At 65.1% G+C, this 17,976-nt stretch carries 18 protein-coding genes and 2 tRNA genes; 8 read left to right on the top strand and 12 right to left on the bottom strand.

Annotation, left to right across the window (positions count from 1 at the left end; translation table 11 throughout):
- Positions 1–14: 14 nt before the first annotated feature.
- A complete protein-coding gene (locus ACX80X_RS06890; RefSeq protein ID WP_252599541.1) occupies positions 15–995 on the top strand; it encodes an acyl-CoA thioesterase in 981 nt (326 codons plus the stop codon).
- Between the two features lie 102 nt (positions 996–1,097).
- On the opposite strand, the gene ettA is transcribed toward ACX80X_RS06890, so the two are convergent.
- The 3 genes from ettA to ACX80X_RS06905 all read right to left on the bottom strand — a co-directional run bounded on the left by ettA (position 1,098) and on the right by ACX80X_RS06905 (position 4,074).
- Positions 1,098–2,780: an energy-dependent translational throttle protein EttA gene (gene ettA / locus ACX80X_RS06895; protein ID WP_058932192.1), complete on the bottom strand. Its 1,683-nt coding sequence runs from the start codon at positions 2,778–2,780 to the stop codon at positions 1,098–1,100.
- 46 nt (positions 2,781–2,826) lie between these two features.
- Positions 2,827–3,384 (bottom strand): DUF6993 domain-containing protein, encoded by a 558-nt coding sequence (locus ACX80X_RS06900; RefSeq protein WP_252599542.1) that lies wholly within the window; start codon positions 3,382–3,384, stop codon positions 2,827–2,829.
- A 108-nt stretch (positions 3,385–3,492) separates the two neighbouring features.
- Positions 3,493–4,074, bottom strand: coding sequence for a single-stranded DNA-binding protein (locus ACX80X_RS06905; RefSeq protein ID WP_252599543.1), 582 nt, complete (start codon positions 4,072–4,074; stop codon positions 3,493–3,495).
- A gap of 214 nt (positions 4,075–4,288) precedes the next feature.
- Here ACX80X_RS06905 and ACX80X_RS06910 point away from each other — a divergent pair.
- Positions 4,289–4,361: transfer RNA gene (locus ACX80X_RS06910), tRNA-Arg, on the top strand.
- A 114-nt stretch (positions 4,362–4,475) separates the two neighbouring features.
- Here ACX80X_RS06910 and ACX80X_RS06915 read toward each other — a convergent pair.
- The 3 genes from ACX80X_RS06915 to ACX80X_RS06925 are packed head-to-tail and all read right to left on the bottom strand — an operon-like array spanning position 4,476 to position 7,713.
- Positions 4,476–5,333 carry a sugar phosphate isomerase/epimerase family protein gene (locus tag ACX80X_RS06915; protein WP_252599544.1) on the bottom strand — a complete coding sequence of 286 codons (858 nt, stop codon included), beginning with the start codon at positions 5,331–5,333 and terminating at the stop codon, positions 4,476–4,478.
- On the bottom strand, positions 5,330–6,544 hold the full coding sequence (locus tag ACX80X_RS06920) for a dihydrodipicolinate synthase family protein (RefSeq protein WP_252599545.1): 1,215 nt from the start codon (positions 6,542–6,544) through the stop codon (positions 5,330–5,332). Before ACX80X_RS06920 ends, ACX80X_RS06915 begins: the two co-directional genes overlap by 4 nt.
- Positions 6,544–7,713, bottom strand: a complete 1,170-nt coding sequence (locus ACX80X_RS06925) for a Gfo/Idh/MocA family protein (protein ID WP_252599546.1) — start codon at positions 7,711–7,713, stop codon at positions 6,544–6,546. The genes ACX80X_RS06920 and ACX80X_RS06925 overlap by 1 nt, the downstream gene beginning before the upstream one ends.
- A 178-nt stretch (positions 7,714–7,891) precedes the next feature.
- Between ACX80X_RS06925 and ACX80X_RS06930 the strand changes: the two genes are divergently transcribed.
- Together ACX80X_RS06930 and ACX80X_RS06935 are read left to right on the top strand one after the other, a co-directional pair.
- Positions 7,892–8,980 (top strand): LacI family DNA-binding transcriptional regulator, encoded by a 1,089-nt coding sequence (locus ACX80X_RS06930; protein ID WP_252599547.1) that lies wholly within the window; start codon positions 7,892–7,894, stop codon positions 8,978–8,980.
- 171 nt (positions 8,981–9,151) lie between these two features.
- On the top strand, positions 9,152–9,622 hold the full coding sequence (locus tag ACX80X_RS06935) for a GNAT family N-acetyltransferase (RefSeq protein ID WP_252609462.1): 471 nt from the start codon (positions 9,152–9,154) through the stop codon (positions 9,620–9,622).
- Here ACX80X_RS06935 and map read toward each other — a convergent pair.
- Positions 9,609–10,376, bottom strand: coding sequence for a type I methionyl aminopeptidase (gene map / locus ACX80X_RS06940; RefSeq protein ID WP_459311594.1), 768 nt, complete (start codon positions 10,374–10,376; stop codon positions 9,609–9,611). The genes ACX80X_RS06935 and map overlap by 14 nt on opposite strands.
- Before the next feature lie 140 nt (positions 10,377–10,516).
- Between map and ACX80X_RS06945 the strand changes: the two genes are divergently transcribed.
- On the top strand, positions 10,517–11,293 hold the full coding sequence (locus ACX80X_RS06945; protein ID WP_459311604.1) for a DNA alkylation repair protein: 777 nt from the start codon (positions 10,517–10,519) through the stop codon (positions 11,291–11,293).
- 15 nt (positions 11,294–11,308) lie between these two features.
- Here ACX80X_RS06945 and mptB read toward each other — a convergent pair whose 3' ends face one another.
- Entirely contained in the window at positions 11,309–12,865 is a 1,557-nt protein-coding gene (gene mptB, locus ACX80X_RS06950) for a polyprenol phosphomannose-dependent alpha 1,6 mannosyltransferase MptB (RefSeq protein ID WP_252599551.1), read from the bottom strand.
- 160 nt (positions 12,866–13,025) lie between these two features.
- Between mptB and orn the strand changes: the two genes are divergently transcribed.
- The 3 genes from orn to def all read left to right on the top strand — a co-directional run bounded on the left by orn (position 13,026) and on the right by def (position 14,549).
- On the top strand, positions 13,026–13,658 hold the full coding sequence (gene orn, locus ACX80X_RS06955) for an oligoribonuclease (protein WP_082575783.1): 633 nt from the start codon (positions 13,026–13,028) through the stop codon (positions 13,656–13,658).
- Positions 13,659–13,787: 129 nt separating this feature from the next.
- Positions 13,788–13,860 (top strand) — tRNA-His (locus ACX80X_RS06960).
- Between the two features lie 116 nt (positions 13,861–13,976).
- Complete coding sequence (def, locus tag ACX80X_RS06965; RefSeq protein ID WP_252599552.1) at positions 13,977–14,549, top strand: peptide deformylase; 573 nt, start codon at positions 13,977–13,979, stop codon at positions 14,547–14,549.
- A 9-nt stretch (positions 14,550–14,558) separates the two neighbouring features.
- Here the strand turns inward: def and ACX80X_RS06970 are convergent, their stop codons facing one another.
- From ACX80X_RS06970 to ACX80X_RS06985, 4 genes are all read right to left on the bottom strand, one after another.
- Positions 14,559–15,356, bottom strand: coding sequence for an HNH endonuclease family protein (locus ACX80X_RS06970; protein ID WP_252599553.1), 798 nt, complete (start codon positions 15,354–15,356; stop codon positions 14,559–14,561).
- Positions 15,357–15,481: 125 nt separating this feature from the next.
- Entirely contained in the window at positions 15,482–15,685 is a 204-nt protein-coding gene (locus tag ACX80X_RS06975; protein WP_252599554.1) for a hypothetical protein, read from the bottom strand.
- A gap of 77 nt (positions 15,686–15,762) precedes the next feature.
- On the bottom strand, positions 15,763–17,241 hold the full coding sequence (locus tag ACX80X_RS06980; protein ID WP_308216168.1) for a glyceraldehyde-3-phosphate dehydrogenase: 1,479 nt from the start codon (positions 17,239–17,241) through the stop codon (positions 15,763–15,765).
- Between the two features lie 342 nt (positions 17,242–17,583).
- Positions 17,584–17,829 carry a tyrosine-type recombinase/integrase gene (locus ACX80X_RS06985; RefSeq protein WP_374210007.1) on the bottom strand — a complete coding sequence of 82 codons (246 nt, stop codon included), beginning with the start codon at positions 17,827–17,829 and terminating at the stop codon, positions 17,584–17,586.
- Between the last annotated feature and the right edge of the window lie 147 nt (positions 17,830–17,976).

Consider the following 17,976-nt stretch of genomic DNA (forward strand, 5'->3'; position numbering starts at 1 on the left):
TCTAGAGTCGATCCATGACTGAAGCCGAAACCGGACTGCTGGCGCCACCCAGCGGCGACCCCACCGAAACGCTCATCCAGCTCCTGGACCTTGGTGAGCTTGAGGGCGCCCGGACGGATGAGGACATCTTCCTTGGCCCATCGCAGCAGCAGCCCCGGCAGCGTGTGTTCGGCGGCCAGGTGCTGGCCCAGTCGCTGGTCGCTTCCATGAGGACGGTGGACCCGGAACGGTTTGTCCATTCCATGCATGGCTATTTCCTCCGGCCCGGCGACGCCAACAAGCCCATCACGTTCGGTGTCCAGCGCCTGCGTGACGGCCGGTCCTTTTCGGCGAGGCGTGTCCATGCCTACCAGGAAGGGGTGCCCATCCTTTCGATGATCGCGTCCTTCCAGGACCTGGACGAAGGCCTCGACCACGAATCCAAGATGCCCGCCGGCATTCCCGATCCTGAGTCGCTGCCGAGCACGGCCGACCTGCTGGGCAAGTTCGACCACCCCATCGCCCAGCATTGGGCTTACGAGCGGCCCTTTGATATCCGGCACGTCGACCCGCCGCTCTACGTTTCGGCCAAAGGCAAGAAGGAGGCCCGGAACGCCGTCTGGATGAAGACGTTCGGGCCCATGCCCGATGATTCAAACCTGCACCGGGCCGCCCTGGCCTACGCCAGCGACTACACGCTGCTGGAATCCATCCTGCGCCGCCACGGGCTGAGCTGGATCACGCCCGGCATGAGTGTCGCCAGCCTCGACCACGCCATGTGGTGGCACCGTCCCGCCCGGGTGGACGAATGGCTGCTCTACGTCCAGGAATCCCCCAGCGCCCAGGGAGCCCGCGGCCTCGCAACGGGCAAAATTTTCAACCGGGCCGGGCAGCACGTTGCCTCGGTGGCGCAGGAGGGCATGGTCCGGGTTCCCACCGACCTGAAAAACAAAGTAGTTGGCGCGTTCCAGTCCAAAGTCCTGGAGCACCAGATCCGCAAGGCCGGGCGGAACTGAGGCTGAGCGGGCTGACTGAGCCCGCTGGCAGAGCGGGCTGACTGGCTCCCGGCAGGCAGCAGAAAGGCCGACACCCTGACGGGGTGCCGGCCTTCTTTGCGATCAGTCGCGGGTGAGGCGGCGGTGCGTCACGCGGTGCGGCTTGGCCGCATCGGGTCCGAGCCGCTCTACCTTGTTCTCCTCGTAGGATTCGAAGTTGCCCTCGAACCAGTACCACTTGGCGGGGTTTTCCTCGTCGCCTTCGTAGGCCAGGATGTGTGTGGCCACCCGGTCCAGGAACCAGCGGTCGTGCGATACCACCACGGCGCAGCCGGGGAACTCCAGCAGCGCGTTTTCAAGGCTGCTGAGCGTTTCGACGTCGAGGTCGTTAGTGGGTTCGTCAAGGAGCAGCAGGTTACCGCCCTGTTTGAGCGTCAGTGCAAGGTTGAGGCGGTTGCGCTCACCACCGGAGAGCACCCCGGCCTTCTTCTGCTGGTCCGGACCCTTGAAGCCGAAAGCGGCAACGTAGGCGCGGGACGGCATTTCGACCTGGCCCACCTGGATGTAATCGAGGCCGTCCGAAACAACTTCCCACAGGGTCTTGTTCGGGTCGATGCCGCCGCGGCTCTGGTCCGCGTAGGAGATCTTGACAGAATCGCCGATCTTCAGCTCACCGCCGTCGAGCGGCTCCAGGCCAATGATGGTTTTGAACAGCGTGGACTTGCCCACGCCGTTGGGGCCGATGACGCCGACGATGCCGTTGCGGGGAAGCGTGAAGGACAGTCCGTCGATCAGGGTGCGGTCGTCGAAGCCCTTCTGCAGGTTCCTGGCTTCCAGGACCAGCCCGCCCAGGCGCGGGCCCGGCGGGATCTGGATCTCTTCGAAGTCAAGCTTGCGGGTGCGGTCAGCCTCGGCAGCCATCTCCTCGTAGCGGGCCAGACGGGCCTTGGACTTGGTCTGGCGGCCTTTGGCGTTGGAGCGTACCCACTCGAGTTCCTCGGTGAGGCGCTTGGCCTGCTTGGCGTCCTTTTTGCCCTGGACTTCCAGGCGGGCACGCTTCTTCTCCAGGTACGTGGAGTAGTTGCCTTCGTAGGGGTACAGGTGGCCGCGGTCAACCTCGGCGATCCATTCCGCGACGTGGTCAAGGAAGTACCGGTCGTGGGTGACGGCAAGGACTGCGCCGGCGTAGCTGGAGAGGTGCTGTTCCAGCCACAGCACGCTCTCGGCGTCGAGGTGGTTGGTGGGCTCGTCCAGGAGCAGGAGGTCGGGCTTCTGCAGCAGGAGCTTGCAGAGGGCCACGCGGCGGCGCTCACCGCCGGAGAGCAGCGTCACGTCGGCGTCCGCGGGCGGGCAGCGGAGGGCGTCCATGGCCTGCTCAAGCTGGGAGTCGAGATCCCAGGCCTCAGCAGCGTCAATGGCTTCCTGCAGCTGACCCATTTCTTCAAGCAGGACGTCGAAGTCAGCGTCGGGGCTGGCCATTTCCTCGGAGATCTCGTTGAAGCGCTGGATCTTGCCGTAGATCTCGCCAACGCCTTCCTGGACGTTGCCTAGGACAGTCTTTTCCTCGTTCAGTGGCGGTTCCTGCAACAGGATCCCCACGGTGTAACCGGGGCTGAGCCGGGCCTCACCGTTGGAGGGAATGTCCAGTCCGGCCATGATCTTCAGGATGGTGGACTTACCGGCACCGTTCGGGCCTACAACACCGATTTTGGCGCCCGGGAAGAACGACATGCTTACGTTGTCAAGAATGAGTTTTTCGCCAACTGCCTTGCGGGCATTGGTCATTGTGTAGATAAATTCCGCCATGGTTCCAAATCTAGTGGGTTGGCGGGCTTAACTCACATTCGAGGCGTCAGGCAGCCGCTCCCACGAAACACTTGCCGCTGGCCAAGACAGGCAGAATGATAACGGTGACCTTGCCGTCACGGACCTGTCCCACCACGCAGTCCGTGCCCTGCAACACAGCGACCTCAATGGCATCAGCTTCCAGCCCGGTAGGCGTCCGGCTCGCCGACACTTCGAGCGCCGGCGGGGAAATCCCGGCGCCGGTCAGGGCATCTGTCACCTGGGCTGTGGCTGGCTTTGGTGTCCCCGCCGCCAGCTTCCCCAGCGCATCCGTCACAGTCTGTTTCATCGCCACGGTGTCCGGATCCTCCGCCGGGGACGTGGCGGCCGGCTGGGTGGAGCCCGTGGTTGCCAGCCCCGAGGGGGTTGCCATTTCGCCGGGCGTGGCAGCGCCCGTGCCTGCCGCCGTTGGGGAGCTGCCAGTGCAGGCTGCAAGCGCAAGAACCATCAGGAGGCTTCCGGCGAGCGCCGCAGGCGCCCGACCCGCACGTGCCCCAAACCGCCGGGAACGGGTGGTCCGGCTGGTGATTGGGGTTGCCTGCCGGTTGTCCGTCGCGCGATTCATGCCGCCATTCTGCCACGCGGCCACGCCTGGGACGGAACGGTCCCGGCGCGGGCGGACTGCCGGCCCCGGGCCCGCCCGCGTCCCGTGCGGTATCCAACGCCAGCACTTTCAGACGGTGGCTCCGGCGAGCTCGCCTGTTTCAGCATCCACCGGAATGCGGTTGCCGTCTGCATCCTCGTGGAAGACTCCCAACGCTGCAGCGTCGTCGTCCGTGTGCTCCCCTTCTTCCGGGTCTCCGCCGTCCTCGTCAGGATCAGCGGGGCCGACGCCGCTGCCCTCCGCTGACGCCTCCTGCCCTGCCGCGCCGTTGTCTGAGACGAGGTGCAGTCCGGTGTCGCTGGTACGGATGTAGTTGGCCGAACCGCGCTTGAGGTCGTGACCCACGGAATCCGCATCGATTTCGGCCGAATGGTAGACCCGGCCGTCTTTCTCCCAGCTGCGCAGCTTGAGCCGGCCAACGACGATGACGCACTGGCCCTTCTTGATGCTGCAGGCCATGTTTCCGGCAAGCTGACGGTAGCCCTGGACGTTGAACCAGTTGGTGTGGCTATCCACCCAGGTGCTGGTGGCCCGGTCAAAACGCCGCGCCGTTGAACCGAGGCGGAACGAGGCGGTGCCAACGCCGCCCGGAGTCGTGGAGGTCTTGATATCCGTGGCAACGAAGCCCCGGAATGTTTGGTAGTCAGTCATCGTCTTGTCCTGTCTCGAAAGGTAGCGCCTTAGCGGCAGAACCAGCTTCGCGCGGACGGCACCGGACCGCGAGGGACAACTTCGCGTATGTGCACAACCCTGCCTGCAACCGCCCTGTTGAGGAGGAGTACCGGCAGTGCGCGACGCTGACGCTGCTGCGCGTCGGGGCAATGTAGACTTTTGATGCGCCGGATCTGTCGTCGTGGCGCCACGTGCCCCAGTAGCTCAGGGGATAGAGCAGCGGCCTTCTAATCCGCCGGTCGGGGGTTCGATTCCCTCCTGGGGCACAAGTTGTTGAACCAGCACCTCCGCTACGGATGGGCCGGTCAGCGAAGAACACCCCCGGTCTTCGGACCGGGGGTGTTCTTCGTTGTGTGAGTGTTACGAACCTGCGGCGTGAATCAGACGTAGGGCAGGACGAGTTCCGCGTAGCGGGCCTTGACGGTCTCCATGACAGCATCTCCGTCGGCGTCCCAGATCTCCTGGTTGAAGATTTCAACTTCGATGTCCCCGGTGTACCCGGCGTCCCTGACCCAGGTGCCGATGGTGGCGAAGTCGATGACGCCGTCGCCCATAAATCCGCGGGACAGCAGTGGATCGGCCGCTATGGGCATGTTGAAGTCACACACCTGGTAGGAGGCGATGCGCCCGTCCCTGCCAGCACGTACAATCTGGGCCTTCAGGTCCGGGTCCCACCAGACGTGGAAGGTGTCGACGGCGACGCCCACCGCCTGAGCAATAAACGGGGCTGCAAGATCCAGGGCCTGGCCCAGGGTCGAAATGACGGCGCGGTCCGCTGCGTACATGGGGTGCAGGGGTTCGAGCACCAGCCGGATGCCGTTCTCGGTGGCGAACGGGACAAGATCGGCGAGGCGGTCGGCAACGCGCTGGCGGGCTGCCACCACGTCCTTCTCCCCCGGCGCCAGGCCGCCGACCACCATGAAGAGTTCCCTGGTGTCCAGCGCAGCGGCTTCGAGGACGGCCGCGCGGTTGTCCGCCAGGGCGGCGGCCTGGCCCTCAGCGTCGGGCGCTGTCAGGAAGCCGCCGCGGCACAGGGAGGACACCCGGAGGCCCGCGTCCTTGATCAGCTTCGCGGCCTTGTCCAGCCCCGCTTCTTCAACCCGGTCGCGCCACGGGGCGATCGCGGGGATTCCGGCGCGTACACAGCCACCAACAACTTCGGCAAGCGTCAGCTTCTTGGTGGTGGCGCTGTTCAGGGAAAGCCGTGAAAAAGGGGACGGTTCTGAATTGGATGTCATACTCCCACTCCGTTGATGCGCAGGTAGTCGGACATCCGGAACGCGGCGAGCGCCGGGTCCTTCAGCAGCCCTGCCTGGTCGGCAAGTTCGAAGGTCTTGGCCAGGTGGCAGACGGAGCGGCCGGAGTGCAGGCCGCCCACCATCTGGAAGCCGGGCTGCCTGCCGTTGAGCCATGATATGAAGGCGATCCCGGTCTTGTAGTAGAACGTGGGGGCGCTGAAGATGTGCTTGCCGAGCTCGCGGGTGGAGTCCAGGATGGCGCGCGCTTCCTCAGCCTTGCCGGCGTCGTACTTCTGCAGCGCAACCGATGCGGCAGGGTAGATCGCAGCGAAGATGCCCAGCAGCGCGTCCGAGTGGTGGCTGCCGTCGCCGTCGATCAGTTCCGGGTAGTTGAAGTCGTCGCCGGTGTAGAGGCAGACCCCTTCCGGCAGGGCAGCGCGCAGGGCAACCTCGTGCGAAGCATCCAGCAGCGATACCTTCACGCCGTCCACCTTGTCCGCGTGCTGGCGGACAAGGGACAGAAAGGTCTCGGTCGCGGCAGCGACGTCGTCCGAACCCCAGTAGCCGGCCAGCGCGGGATCGAACATGGTTCCGAGCCAGTGCAGGATGACGGGCTGGTCTACTTCCTGCAGCAACGTGGAGTAGACGTGCAGGTAGTCGTCCGGACCGTTGGCCACGCGGGCCAGCGCCCGGGAAGCCATCAGGATGATCTTGGGTCCGGCTTCACTGACGACGGCGATCTGCTCGCGGTAGGCGTCCAGGACAGCGGCGAGTCCTGCGTTGCCGGTGGGCAGTGCGGCGAGGTCCAGCTGGTCGGTGCCGGCGCCGCACGAGACGAGATCGCGCACAGTCTTCCCGGCGGTAGCGGGGCCACCGGCAGCGACCACCGAAGCGGCCTCCACACCGGTGCGCTTGATGAGCTGCTGGGTTGCGGCCCAGTCCAGGCCCATGCCGCGCTGGGCGGTGTCCATCGCATCGGCGACACCGAGGCCGTAGGACCAGAGTTCGTGCCGGTACGCCAGGGTGGCGTCCCAGTCGAGGCTGGCCGGGGCACCTGGCGTGTTGTCCGCCAGGACCTCGGGAATGACGTGCGCGGCGGCGTAGGCACGCCGCGACGTGAGCGGGACGGTGGGGCGGGCCCACGACACGCCGCCCTGGAGGCGGTACTCGCGGGTGCCGCCGCCGTGGGTGGGAAGAATCAGGGAAGTCATCAGAGCGTGATCTCCGGGATGTCGATGGTGCGGCGTTCGTCGTTGGACTGCAGGCCAAGCTCGGCGAGCTGGACGCCGCGGGCGGCGGACAACAGGCCGAAGCGGTGCTCGCGGCCGGCCACCACGTCGCGCAGGAACTCTTCCCACTGCAGCTTGAAGCCGTTATCCAGCTCGGCGTTGGCAGGGACTTCCTGCCACTGGCTGCGGAAGGATTCCGTGACGGGCAGGTCCGGGTTCCAGACGGGCTTGGGGGTGTGGGCACGCTGCTGGGCTACGCACTTGTTGAGTCCGGCAACGGCCGAACCGTGCGTGCCGTCGATCTGGAATTCCACAAGCTCGTCGCGGTAGACGCGGACAGCCCAAGAGGAGTTGATCTGGCCGATGACCGGCTCGCCCGCCGGCGTTTCGAGTTCGAAGATGCCGTAGGAGGCGTCGTCCGCCGTGGCTTTGTACTCCTTGCCTGCCTCGTCCCAGCGGGCCGGGATGTGGGTGGCGGTCTTGGCGTTGACGCTCTTGACCTTGCCGATGATTCCTTCGAGGACGTAGTTCCAGTGGCAGAACATGTCCGTGGTCATGCCGCCGCCGTCTTCCCTGCGGTAGTTCCAGGACGGTCGTTGCGCTGCCTGGACGTCGCCTTCGAAGACCCAGTATCCGAATTCGCCGCGGATGGAGAGGATGCGGCCGAAGAAGCCTTCGTCCACCAGGCGGCGGAGCTTGACCAGGCCTGGAAGGTAGAGCTTGTCGTGAACAACACCGGCGGTGACGCCGGCTTCCTTGCCGATGCGGGCCAGCTCGATGGCTTCTTCCAGGGATTCCGCCGTGGGCTTCTCGGTGAAGATGTGCTTGCCGGCCAGCATAGCCTTCTTCAGGGTGGCGGCGCGGAGGCTGGTCATGGAGGCGTCGAAGATGATGTCCACGGTGGGGTCATTGATCACGGAATCAAGGTCCGTGGTCCACTCGGCCACCTTGTGCAGTTCGGCCAGTTCGCGGATCTTGGCTTCATTGCGGCCGACCAGGATCGGCTCCACCTGGACCTTGGTGCCGTCCTCCAGCGTGAAGCCCCCAGCGTCGCGGATGGGAAGGATGGAACGCAGCAGGTGCTGGCGGTAACCCATCCGGCCGGTGATGCCATTCATGGCGATACGGATCGTCTTTGTTTCGAAGCCCATGTGTCCTCCACGGTGAGTGAGCAGTGTTACTCAAGGGATATTGGGAAAGCGCATTCCCACTGCGTCCATCATGCACCGCTCGCGTTCGGGTTGGCAAGCGCTTTCCCAAAGTATCCTCAAACTGCCATACTGAAAGCGGCGCTAACGGCGCTGAAAGTCTGTACGAACGGGAGAAGTTGTGGCTGCAAGTACCCTCACCGAGGTGGCCCGGCTGGCGGGCGTTTCGCCGGCCACCGCCTCCCGCGTGCTGAACGGCTCCGCCCGGATACCCGGCAAGGATATTGCGGACCGGGTGCGCCAGGCCGCCGAATCCCTCGGCTACATTCCCAACGCCCAGGCGCAGGGGCTGGCCAAGTCCAGCTCCGGGCTGATCGGGCTGATCGTGCATGACATTGCCGATCCGTACTTCGCAGCCATTGCCCGCGGCGTCCAGGATGCCGCGAGGGAACAGCACAAGATGGTGCTGCTGGCCACCACCGAGGGCGCTCCAGACAGTGAGAAGGAGGCCGTGGCTGCCTTCGCCGCACGCCGCGCCGATTCCATCGTGATCGCAGGATCACGGACCTCCCGCACCGAGGACCTGGAAGGCAACACCGAACTCGCTGCGGAACTGGACCGATACTGCCGCAACGGCGGCCACGTGGGCGTGATCGGCCACGGGATTGTGGGGGCCGCGACAGCGGACGGCTACCACGTGGTGAGTGTGCCCAATGAGGAGCTGGCCGCGCAGCTCGCAACCGAGCTGGCCGCGTCGCGGGAAGAAGACTTCGTCATCGTCGGCGGCCCGGAAGGGCTGTTCACCTCCGACGACCGGATCCGTGGGTTCCAGCGCGGCCTTGCCAGCGCCGGCCTGCCTGCCGCGGACGTCATCCGCACCGACTTCACCCGTGCGGGCGGCTTCGAGGCCGGCCTCGCCCTGGCTGCACGGATCACAGCGTCCCAACCCGGGACGGAGACAAAACGGCTCTGCATCTTTGCCGTCAACGATGTTATGGCCATCGGGGCCGCCGCCGCGCTGCGCTCCCAGGGACTGCGGATCCCGCGCGACGCCGCCGTTGCCGGTTTCGACGATATTGAGACTCTGCGCGATTTCCGGCCGGCCCTCTCCACGGTGCACCTTCCCCTGGAGGAGATCGGACGGCAGGCCGCCAGCAGCGCAGCCGGCCCGTCCGCCGACGATGCCGGATCGCCCCCGATAACCGGCCAGGTCATACTCCGGCGCAGCACCGAAGTGGCACACCCGACCAGCGCCGAGTCGGTGGCCTGACCAGCATGACGGACGGGCCCGCCCCCGGCCTGACGACGGCCGCGGCGCAGTGGAACGGCGTCGAGCGCTTGTTCAGCCGCCCCGGCGAGCCGTCCCCGCTGCTGGTGCCGCTTCTTTGCCCTCACCGGTCCGGAGTACTCCGCGCTGGGGCCGGCCGCCCGCAAGGCACAGTTGAAGGAAAGGTTCGACGGCGGCTCCCCCGCCCCCGGCGTCCTCGCCTTCGTCGACGGTCAGCCCGTGGGCTGGTGTGCCGTGGAGCCACGGACCTGTTATCCCCGAGTGCTTCGCTCCCGCATGCTGCGGCTGGCTGAGGAACCAGGGCCGCCCGATTCCGAAACAGCATCACCGGATGCGTCCGGCGGGGTGTGGTCAGTGACCTGCTTCGTGGTCGCCGCCGGCCACCGCCGGAGCGGTGTGGCAGCCGCGCTGCTGCGCGCCGCCGTCGAGCATGCCCGGCTCAATGGTGCCGACGTTGTGGAAGGCTACCCGGTGGACCGCGAGCAGCGGCCCAACGCGGGACCCGCAGACCTTTACCACGGCACGCTGAACCTCTTCCTGCGCGCCGGGTTCACCGTGGACAGCAGCGCCGTCCCAGGGCGGGCCATGGTGCGCCTGAGCCTCACCGGACCTAAGGGAGCGTAAGGATCAGCGGGCCATCGGCAGTGATGGCCACTGTGTGTTCGCTGTGGGCAGCCCGGCGTCCGTTGGCGGAACGCAGCGTCCAACCGTCGTCGTCCTGATAGTAGTCGTCCTTGCGGCCAAGGATCAGCATAGGCTCGATGGCGATGACCAGCCCCTCGGTGAGCTTGATCCCCCGTCCCGGCCTGCCGTCGTTGGGCACCGGCGGTTCGGCGTGCATGGTGCGGCCGATCCCGTGGCCGCCGTGGTCAGCCAGCAGACCGTAGCCCGCCCGCCGCGCGGCGCCGCCGATCGCGTAGGCAAGATCGCCCATTTTGTTGCCGACCCGGGCTGCCTCGATCCCACGGGCCAAGGCGGCATCCGTGGCATCAATGAGGGCCTGGTCCACAGGATCGGGTGTTCCCACAATGAAACTGACGGCCGCATCGCCGCACCAGCCCTCCAGGAATGCCCCGCAATCCACGCTTAGCAGGTCACCGTCCTGGAGTCTGTAGCCGTCGGGGATTCCGTGGACCACGGCGTCGTTCACACTTGTGCAGATCACGCCGGGAAAGGGAACTGCGGCCCAGCGCGGGTGGTAGTCCAGGAAGGCCGGTGTGGCTCCCGCCGTGGCAATCGTCTCCGCGGCCAGCGCATCGAGGTCACGCAGGGTGACACCCACTCCGGCGGCCTGACGCACCGCCGCCAGGGTATTGGCCACCACCCGCCCGGCTTCGCGCATGAGGGCAATCTGCTCGGGAGTCTTGATCATGGACATGCAGGGAACCTCCGACGTCGGGTAGCACGGTTCACGGGAACGTGCAGTTTGTCTGGTCCCACTCTAGAGCCGTCCCGCTGAGGATGGACCGGCCGACATCCACGCCGCCGGCACCTCGCTAAAGTTGCACCATGGACCGAATGTCGCCGAATGACGAATCGCTGGACACGGACGCACCGGTCACGGATGCTCCGGGTACGGAGACTCCGAACCGCGAGTTGCTGGATGCCGTGCGCGCGGCGCTGCGGGAGCGGACTGACCCGGTGCGGGCCACTGGCGCGCAGGCGTATATGAAGTCCACCCTGCCGTCACTGGGCGTCAGAGTCCCGGAAGTCAGGCGGCTGGCGCTGGCCGCTGCTTCCGTCCACCCCGTTACGTCGGCGGGCCAGTTGCGGGCCACGGTGCTGGAACTCTGGCGCGGCTCCACAGTACGCGAGGAACGCTATGCGGCCATTGACCTGACAAGCCTCCGGTTGGTGGCCCGTGACCAGCTGATGCTCCCGGTCTATGAGGAGATCATCCGCACCGGCGCGTGGTGGGATTTCGTGGATGGGGTGTCGCATCGTATCGGCGGGCTTCTTCAGGCCCACCGGCCCATGATGACCGAACTCCTGCTGGCCTGGAGCACGGACCAGGACTTCTGGATCCGGCGGTCGGCCATCACCTCGCAGTTGAAGGCCAAGGCCAGCACGGATCAGGACCTGCTGCGGGCTGTCATTGAGCCGAACCTGGCGGACCCGGAGTTTTTCATCCGGAAGGCCATTGGCTGGGCGCTTCGTGAATACGCCAAAACGGACCCGGAGTGGGTACACGATTTCGTGGTGGAAAAGGGTACGCGGTTGAGTCCGCGGTCCCGGAAGGAAGCCTTGCGGCATCTGGAACAGGGCACGACGGCGGGAATCACCGGCGCCGGATAACCGCGCCTGCGGAGACTAGATAACGGGGCGTTCGGTCACCGGTTCGGCCGACTTCCGGAAAAGCCCTTTGGTGTCTGGATCCATGAAGATCAGGTACATGGCAAAAAGCAGGCCGGTAATCGCCGCCGCGAAGCGGGCCAGGACCAGGGCAAGTCCCAGGTCCTCGGTCTGGAGGTAGGGAAATACCTCCAGCTGGTCAGAAATGGCGTAGATCATGAAGAACGATACGATGAAATACAGGGCCTTGACCTGCCAGTCATTGCGGATGCCTGTCACCGCGAACAGCGGGATGAGCCACACCACGTACCAGGCCTGGATCATCGGCGCCAGCACCACAATGGCCGCAAAGCCCAAGGTGAGGCGGCGGATCAGCCGCTCATGCTCACCCCTGAATATCTGGAAGGCGACGATGCCTACGGCAAGTATTTTGCCGGCGTCGAACACCCAGTCGGCGAGCGTCCACCCGTCGAGGCCGAAGGCGTTCGAAACGGAAGCGACCATCAGCCCCACCAAGCCCACCGGCGCGTACCAAATGAAGAGGCTGCCAGGGGCGGACAGCCCATTGATCCAGCCGAAGCCGAACCCGTTGACGAGGCTCAGGCCGTACAGAATGGCCAGGCTCAGCCCTCCGGTCAGTCCCCAGAACAGGAATTTCCGCGGCCAGCCGGCGTTCTTGCCTGCCCAGATCAGGCCGATGAACGGCAGGAAAACGATGGTGATGGGCTTGACGGCGATGGAAAGGGTGACGAGGACTATGCCCAGCACCACGCGCCTGGTGGCCGCGTAATACAGCCCGGCAAGGGCCAACCCGATCATGAGGGCGTCGTTGTGGACGCTGGCGATGAAGTTGGTGAGGAACAGGGGGTTGGCCGCGGTGAGCCACAAGGCGCGGTGCGGATTGACGCCGTGAAGCTCGGCCAGCTTGGGCACGTAGATGACACAGAGGACCACACCAAACAGCGCCACGAGCCTGAAAAGCATCACGCTGGCCTCGGGCTGGACGTTGGTGGACCAGACCACAAACTGCTCGATCCACAGAAACAGCTGGCCGTACGGCACGGGAGCTTCAGTCCACTGCTTGTCGGCGCCAAGCTGGAAATAGTTGGACAACGCCGAGATGCCGTTCTCGTAGGGGTTGAACCCCTCCACCATCAGCCTGCCCTGACCAATGTAGGCATACACGTCGCGGCTGAAGAGCGGGACGGTGAACATCAACGGCAGGCCCCATGCTGCGATGGCCTGCAGCGTTGCCTTTCGCGCCGCCGGCCCCCATACGCGGACCCGCTGGCCGAGCCTCAGCCAGGAGCGGACCAGGAGCATGCCGCCTACCGCAACCAGTACGATGGCCAGGGCAACGCCGATGGCCTCCGTCCGCATCCAGATAAAGATCGGTACGCGGCGGAGTTCGGAAACGGGGGCCAGCCAGCCGACGCCGAGGGATCCGAACACCATAAGCACCGAGCCGACAAGACCGGCAAGGATGGGGGACCTGGCGTTATCCACTTCTGCCGCACCGGGCTCCGGGATCACGCTGGCCGCCATCTCCCCCGTTGCAGGCACAGGCGCCGTCATCTCAGGATCGTCCAATCTCTTTACACTCGGCGCTTCAGTCCCGCGGGCGGCTGTGGCCGCCCGGGCCGCGCAGAAACCGCACAGCGGCAAAATCCTCCCCCATGTACCCGAAATCCTAGCATCGGACGGTTGCGCCGGAGCTAAACGGTAGGCTGGTCCGGTGCCTATATCTAACGAACGCATCGTCTGGATCGACTGCGAAATGACCGGCCTGGACATCAAGAACGACGCCCTGATCGAGGTGGCGGCGCTGGTGACGGACTCAGAGCTCAACATTCTCGGCGACGGTGTGGACGTGGTGATCAAGCCTGAGGATGCTGCCCTCGCCCAGATGAACGACTTCGTGAGGGACATGCACACCCGGTCCGGGCTGCTCAAGGAACTGCCGCACGGCAAGACCATGGCCGAGGCCGAAGCCGCCGTGATGGAATACATCGAAAAGTGGGTGCCGGACCCGCGCAAGGCACCGCTGGGCGGCAATTCCGTGGGGACCGACCGCGTCTTCCTCTCCCGCGACATGCCGGCCGTTGTGGAGCACCTGCATTACCGCGTGATCGACGTGAGCACCATTAAGGAACTCTCCCGCCGCTGGTTCGCCCGGGCTTACTTCCAGTCCCCCGCCAAGAAGGGCGGCCACCGCGCCCTGGGTGACATCCAGGATTCCATCGACGAGCTCCGCTACTACCGCGAGGCGGTTTTCGTTCCGGCTCCGGGGCCTGACAGCGCCACGGCCCGCGAAGTCGCCCAGCGCATCACTGCCTCGCCGGGCACAGCAGGTATTCCGAAAGAGTAATCTGCGCCACGTTTGGCGGAAATTTTCGCAAAAACCCCAAAAGTGGCGCAAGCACCCTCAAACAGCAGGTAAGCTGTTTGAGTTGCCTTTCCAGAGCACCGGACCACCGGGAAATCTGTGGGGCACATGGTGGGCTTAGCTCAGTTGGCAGAGCGCCTGGTTGTGGTCCAGGAGGTCGCGGGTTCAACCCCCGTAGCTCACCCTCATAGGGCGGCAGTAAAAGCCGTCCATTTGGAGGCCGTACCGGATATCCGGTACGGCCTCCATTTTTTTGCATAACCGCCGGCGCCACGCCGCACGCACGAAGGGCCGCCTGACATGACAGTTCTGCCGATCACCGTCTGGGGTGAACCGGTGCTGCACCGCCGCGCCGCCGAGGTGGAGGTTTTCGACGACGAACTGCGCACCCTGATCGCGGACATGTTTGAAACCAACGAGGCCGCCAACGGCGTGGGCCTGGCGGCGCCGCAGGTCGGAGTGGGCAAAAGAATCTTTGTGTACAAGTACGCCAATGACGACGGCGCTCCGCCCATCGGGGTCCTGGTAAACCCGGTACTGACCCTGTCCAAGATCTCTGGCGCGCTGCCGGACCCCGAGGAAGAGGAAGAGGGCTGCCTCTCCTTCCCCGGCGGCGCATACCCGCTCAAGCGTGCGGAGTGGGCGCGGGTGGAAGGATTTGACGGCCATGGGCAGCCTGTGGAGTTCGAAGCGACCGGATGGTTCGCACGGGTCATCCAGCACGAATACGACCACCTCGACGGAAAGCTCTACGTCAACCGGCTGATTGACCGCTATGCACGGAAGGCCATGAAACTGGCCAAGAAGAGCGGCTGGGGTGTGCCCGGCCTGACCTGGATGCCCGGTGTGGATCCGGACCCGTTCGGCCACTGAGCCGACGCATTACCTCGCGGTAATGGTTGGCTGGTCCGGGCAGGAGTCCAGGACGCGCTTCATCGCATCCTTCTCCGGCTGCGTGACCCACAGTCCATAGGATGCCTTCACCGAGATCTGGCGGGCCACGTAATGGCAGCGGATGTTTTTGTTCTTCGGCAGCCAGGTGGCGGCGTCGCTTGCGCTCTTCTGCTGATTTGCAGGACCGTCCGCGGCGATGAGGTTTATCGGATCGTTGGCCAGGCTCTGGCGCTGCTGCGGGGTCAGCCCCTGTGCGCCTTTCTGCCACGCATCACTGAGCGCCACGACGTGATCGATCTGGATTTCCTTGCTGCTTTCCGGGCCACGCCGGAACTCCATGGCTTTGCCCGTGTACGGCTCATGGATGGACCCTGACACTACCTTGCATTTGGACCCCTCCGTGAAGCCCACAGCGGTGAGGTCCCTGCGGAGGATGTCATTGCGGGTGTCGCAGCCGTTCCGGTCCACGTCCAGCCAGGCCTGCCCGAAGGCCTCCCGCTGGTAATTGTCTTTGGGAGCCCGTCCCTTGACGGAAAGCAGTTCGAGGGCGGTCAGGGCACTCCCCTGCGGTACAGCGTGCACCGGGACCACGGGCTTCATCCAGGTCCCGTCGAAAACAGGCGCCTCGCGGGGCCCGGCGATTGCAGGTTCTGCCACAGCGAACTGGCCCGCGGTGAAAAACCACCCTGCGGAGCCCACTGCCGACACGGCCAGCACCGCCAGTAGAGCCCAGACCTGCCTCGAGCGGCGGCGGGCACGGCGGTAGGCACGCCAGCTGACGGTCATGGGCAACCGGCTCTTCCGGAAATGTAATGCACCAGAAGAGCCTAGGCCACCCCACTGACACCCATGCGGTTATCCACAATGGGGAGGACGAGTGGCCCGGGACATCCGCCTACTGCTATGGCCGGCTACTGCTCCCGGACTACACGGTGCAGGTCTTCTTCGGCAACCTGAAGGAGCCCTTCGAGCTGGCGCACGCGGTCGTCGCCGACGTCGCCGGAAGCCCGGGACGCGCGGGCCTGCTCCAGGAGCCTGATGGCCTCTTTGTGGTTGGCCCTGGCGACGTCGAGGGCGTGTTCAAGGGTGGTCTCGTGGAGAGTTTCGTTATCCATGCCACCAGTGTGGTCCCGATTCCCGGCTGATTCCAGCGAACCAGCCGGGAATGTCCGGCAGCCAGCCCGCAAACGGCCTAGACGGCGATTGCGGCCAAGGCCGCAGCGGCCTCCTTGGCGGGGAACGCCGGCGGGTTGACGCCGGCCATCTCTTCCATAACCCGGACTACCTGGCAGCTGTAGCCGAACTCGTTGTCGTACCAGACGTAAAGAATCAGGTTCTTGTCGTTGGAGATCGTGGCGAGGCCGTCAACGATGCCGGCACGGCGCGAGCCGACGAAGTCCGTGGAAACAACCTCAGGCGAATCGATGTAGTCAATCTGCTTGCGGAGGTCCGAATGCAGGGACATCTGACGCAGATAATCATTCACCTCATCCTTGGTGGTGCCGTTTTCCAGGCTGAGGTTCAGGATCGCCAGCGAGACGTCCGGCGTGGGGACCCGGATGGAACTGCCCGTGAGCTTGCCCAGCAGTTCGGGCAGGGCCTTCGCCACAGCGGTGGCCGCACCGGTTTCCGTGATGACCATGTTCAGCGCGGCGGAGCGGCCCCGGCGGTCGCCCTTGTGGAAGTTATCGATCAGGTTCTGGTCGTTGGTGAAGGAGTGGACCGTCTCCACGTGGCCGTGGATCACACCGAACTTGTCGTTGATGGCCTTCAGGACCGGGGTAATGGCATTGGTGGTGCAGGACGCCGCGGACACGATCTGGTCCGTGTCCTCGATGGTGCCGTGGTTAATGCCGTGCACGATGTTCTTCAGCGCGCCCTTACCCGGGGCAGTCAGGAGAACGCGGGCAACGCCCTTGCTCTGCAGGTGCTGGGACAGGCCCTCAGCGTCGCGCCAGCGGCCCGTGTTGTCCACCACCAGGGCGTTGTGGATGCCGTACGCGGTGTAGTCGATCGTGGCGGGGTTGTCCGAGTAGATGACCTGGACCTGCACACCGTTCGCGGTGATGGTGTTGGCGTCCTCGTCCACGCGGATGGTTCCCTCGAAGGAGCCGTGGACCGAGTCGCGGCGCAGAAGGCTGGCGCGCTTGGTGAGGTCCTTGTCCGAGCCGCGGCGCACCACGATGGCACGCAGGCGCAGGCCGTGGCCGCCGCCGGCCTTTTCGATGAGAAGGCGCGCCAGCAGGCGGCCGATCCGGCCAAAGCCGTAGAGCACAACGTCGGTGCTGGTGCGGTCATCGCCACCACGCCTGCCTACTACCTCGGCAAGCTCGGCGCGGAGGAACTCTTCCAGGGTGGCGCCGTCGCCTTCTGCCTTGAACTTCTCCGCGAGGCGGGCGACGTCGATGGCCGCCGCACCTAGCTCCAGCTGAGCCAGGATGTTCAGCAGCGGTGCGGTCTCTTCGAGCAGGAGCTCGGTGTTGCTCATGCGGCGGGCGAAACGGTGCGCCTTGAGGATGTTCATAGTGGACTTGTTGATCAGGCTGCGGCCGTGAATGCTGGTCACCACGTTGTTTTCGCGGTACAGCCGGCCAATCACCGGAATCATGGCCTCGGCGAGAGCCTCCCGGCCCATCCACGTATCAAGACAAGAATCTGACGTCTGGCTCACAGAACTACCTTCCTCGGTTCAGCCGCATACGTCGTCGTACGCGGTTGGCGGCCACCTGATGTTGTCCAGGGGCTCTGGCACCGGCAGGATGCGGTCCATCCCGGGTGCCGTGGAGAAGCGTAAAGAAAAGCCACCGGCTGCGAACGCAGACCCGGCGGCAGAACTTCTACGTTCGCTCTCTATTCTAGGCTGGAGCGACACCGCGGACCGCCGCAACCGGCGTGAAATCACTCACATGCGGGGCGCGTCGGTGCCCGGCGGGTGGTGTTGGATGGGTTGACCGATACGCCGGGGTGTGTAGAACCCGCGCCAACGCTGGCCACTTTCGCCCATAGGGAGTTCTTAGGGAGTTTCTACTTCCGGCAGGACCAGCAAGCCGTCCGAAGCGGCAGCCATCCGCTCATCATCGTTCGGCCACAGGTGAGCATACGTCTGCAGCGTCTCCGTGGCGTCCTTATGGCCCAACCTGTGGGCCATAGCGACCGGTGACAGGCCCGCCGCGATCAGCAAGGATGCATGATGGTGCCGCAGCTGATGCCACCCATCCCCGATGCCAGGAAGGACCTTCCTCGCCGTCTGCCACGCCATCGCCCGCGTGTTCCGATAACACGCACCCAGCCGCCCCTGGAACACTAGTGTAGCGTGTCGTTGATTACTTTGGGTCTGATTGTTTGTCAGACTTGATTCATGGTTTATCTGGCAAGGGCATTGGAATTGCGCGACGGGGACCGAGGG

This window comes from Pseudarthrobacter sp. MDT3-1 (genome assembly GCF_054510755.1).

Coding starts and splice junctions, on each gene's coding strand:
- ACX80X_RS06970 (WP_252599553.1), bottom strand. CDS start 15,356: ATGACCGTCAGCTGGCGTGCCTACCGCCGTGCCCGCCGCCGCTCGAGG.
- ettA (WP_058932192.1), bottom strand. CDS start 2,780: ATGGCGGAATTTATCTACACAATGACCAATGCCCGCAAGGCAGTTGGC.
- ACX80X_RS06945 (WP_459311604.1), top strand. CDS start 10,517: ATGTCGCCGAATGACGAATCGCTGGACACGGACGCACCGGTCACGGAT.
- ACX80X_RS06890 (WP_252599541.1), top strand. CDS start 15: ATGACTGAAGCCGAAACCGGACTGCTGGCGCCACCCAGCGGCGACCCC.
- ACX80X_RS06920 (WP_252599545.1), bottom strand. CDS start 6,544: ATGACTTCCCTGATTCTTCCCACCCACGGCGGCGGCACCCGCGAGTAC.
- ACX80X_RS06915 (WP_252599544.1), bottom strand. CDS start 5,333: ATGACATCCAATTCAGAACCGTCCCCTTTTTCACGGCTTTCCCTGAAC.
- ACX80X_RS06905 (WP_252599543.1), bottom strand. CDS start 4,074: ATGACTGACTACCAAACATTCCGGGGCTTCGTTGCCACGGATATCAAG.
- mptB (WP_252599551.1), bottom strand. CDS start 12,865: ATGACGGCGCCTGTGCCTGCAACGGGGGAGATGGCGGCCAGCGTGATC.
- map (WP_459311594.1), bottom strand. CDS start 10,376: ATGTCCATGATCAAGACTCCCGAGCAGATTGCCCTCATGCGCGAAGCC.
- def (WP_252599552.1), top strand. CDS start 13,977: ATGACAGTTCTGCCGATCACCGTCTGGGGTGAACCGGTGCTGCACCGC.
- ACX80X_RS06985 (WP_374210007.1), bottom strand. CDS start 17,829: ATGGCGTGGCAGACGGCGAGGAAGGTCCTTCCTGGCATCGGGGATGGG.
- ACX80X_RS06975 (WP_252599554.1), bottom strand. CDS start 15,685: ATGGATAACGAAACTCTCCACGAGACCACCCTTGAACACGCCCTCGAC.
- ACX80X_RS06900 (WP_252599542.1), bottom strand. CDS start 3,384: ATGAATCGCGCGACGGACAACCGGCAGGCAACCCCAATCACCAGCCGG.
- ACX80X_RS06925 (WP_252599546.1), bottom strand. CDS start 7,713: ATGGGCTTCGAAACAAAGACGATCCGTATCGCCATGAATGGCATCACC.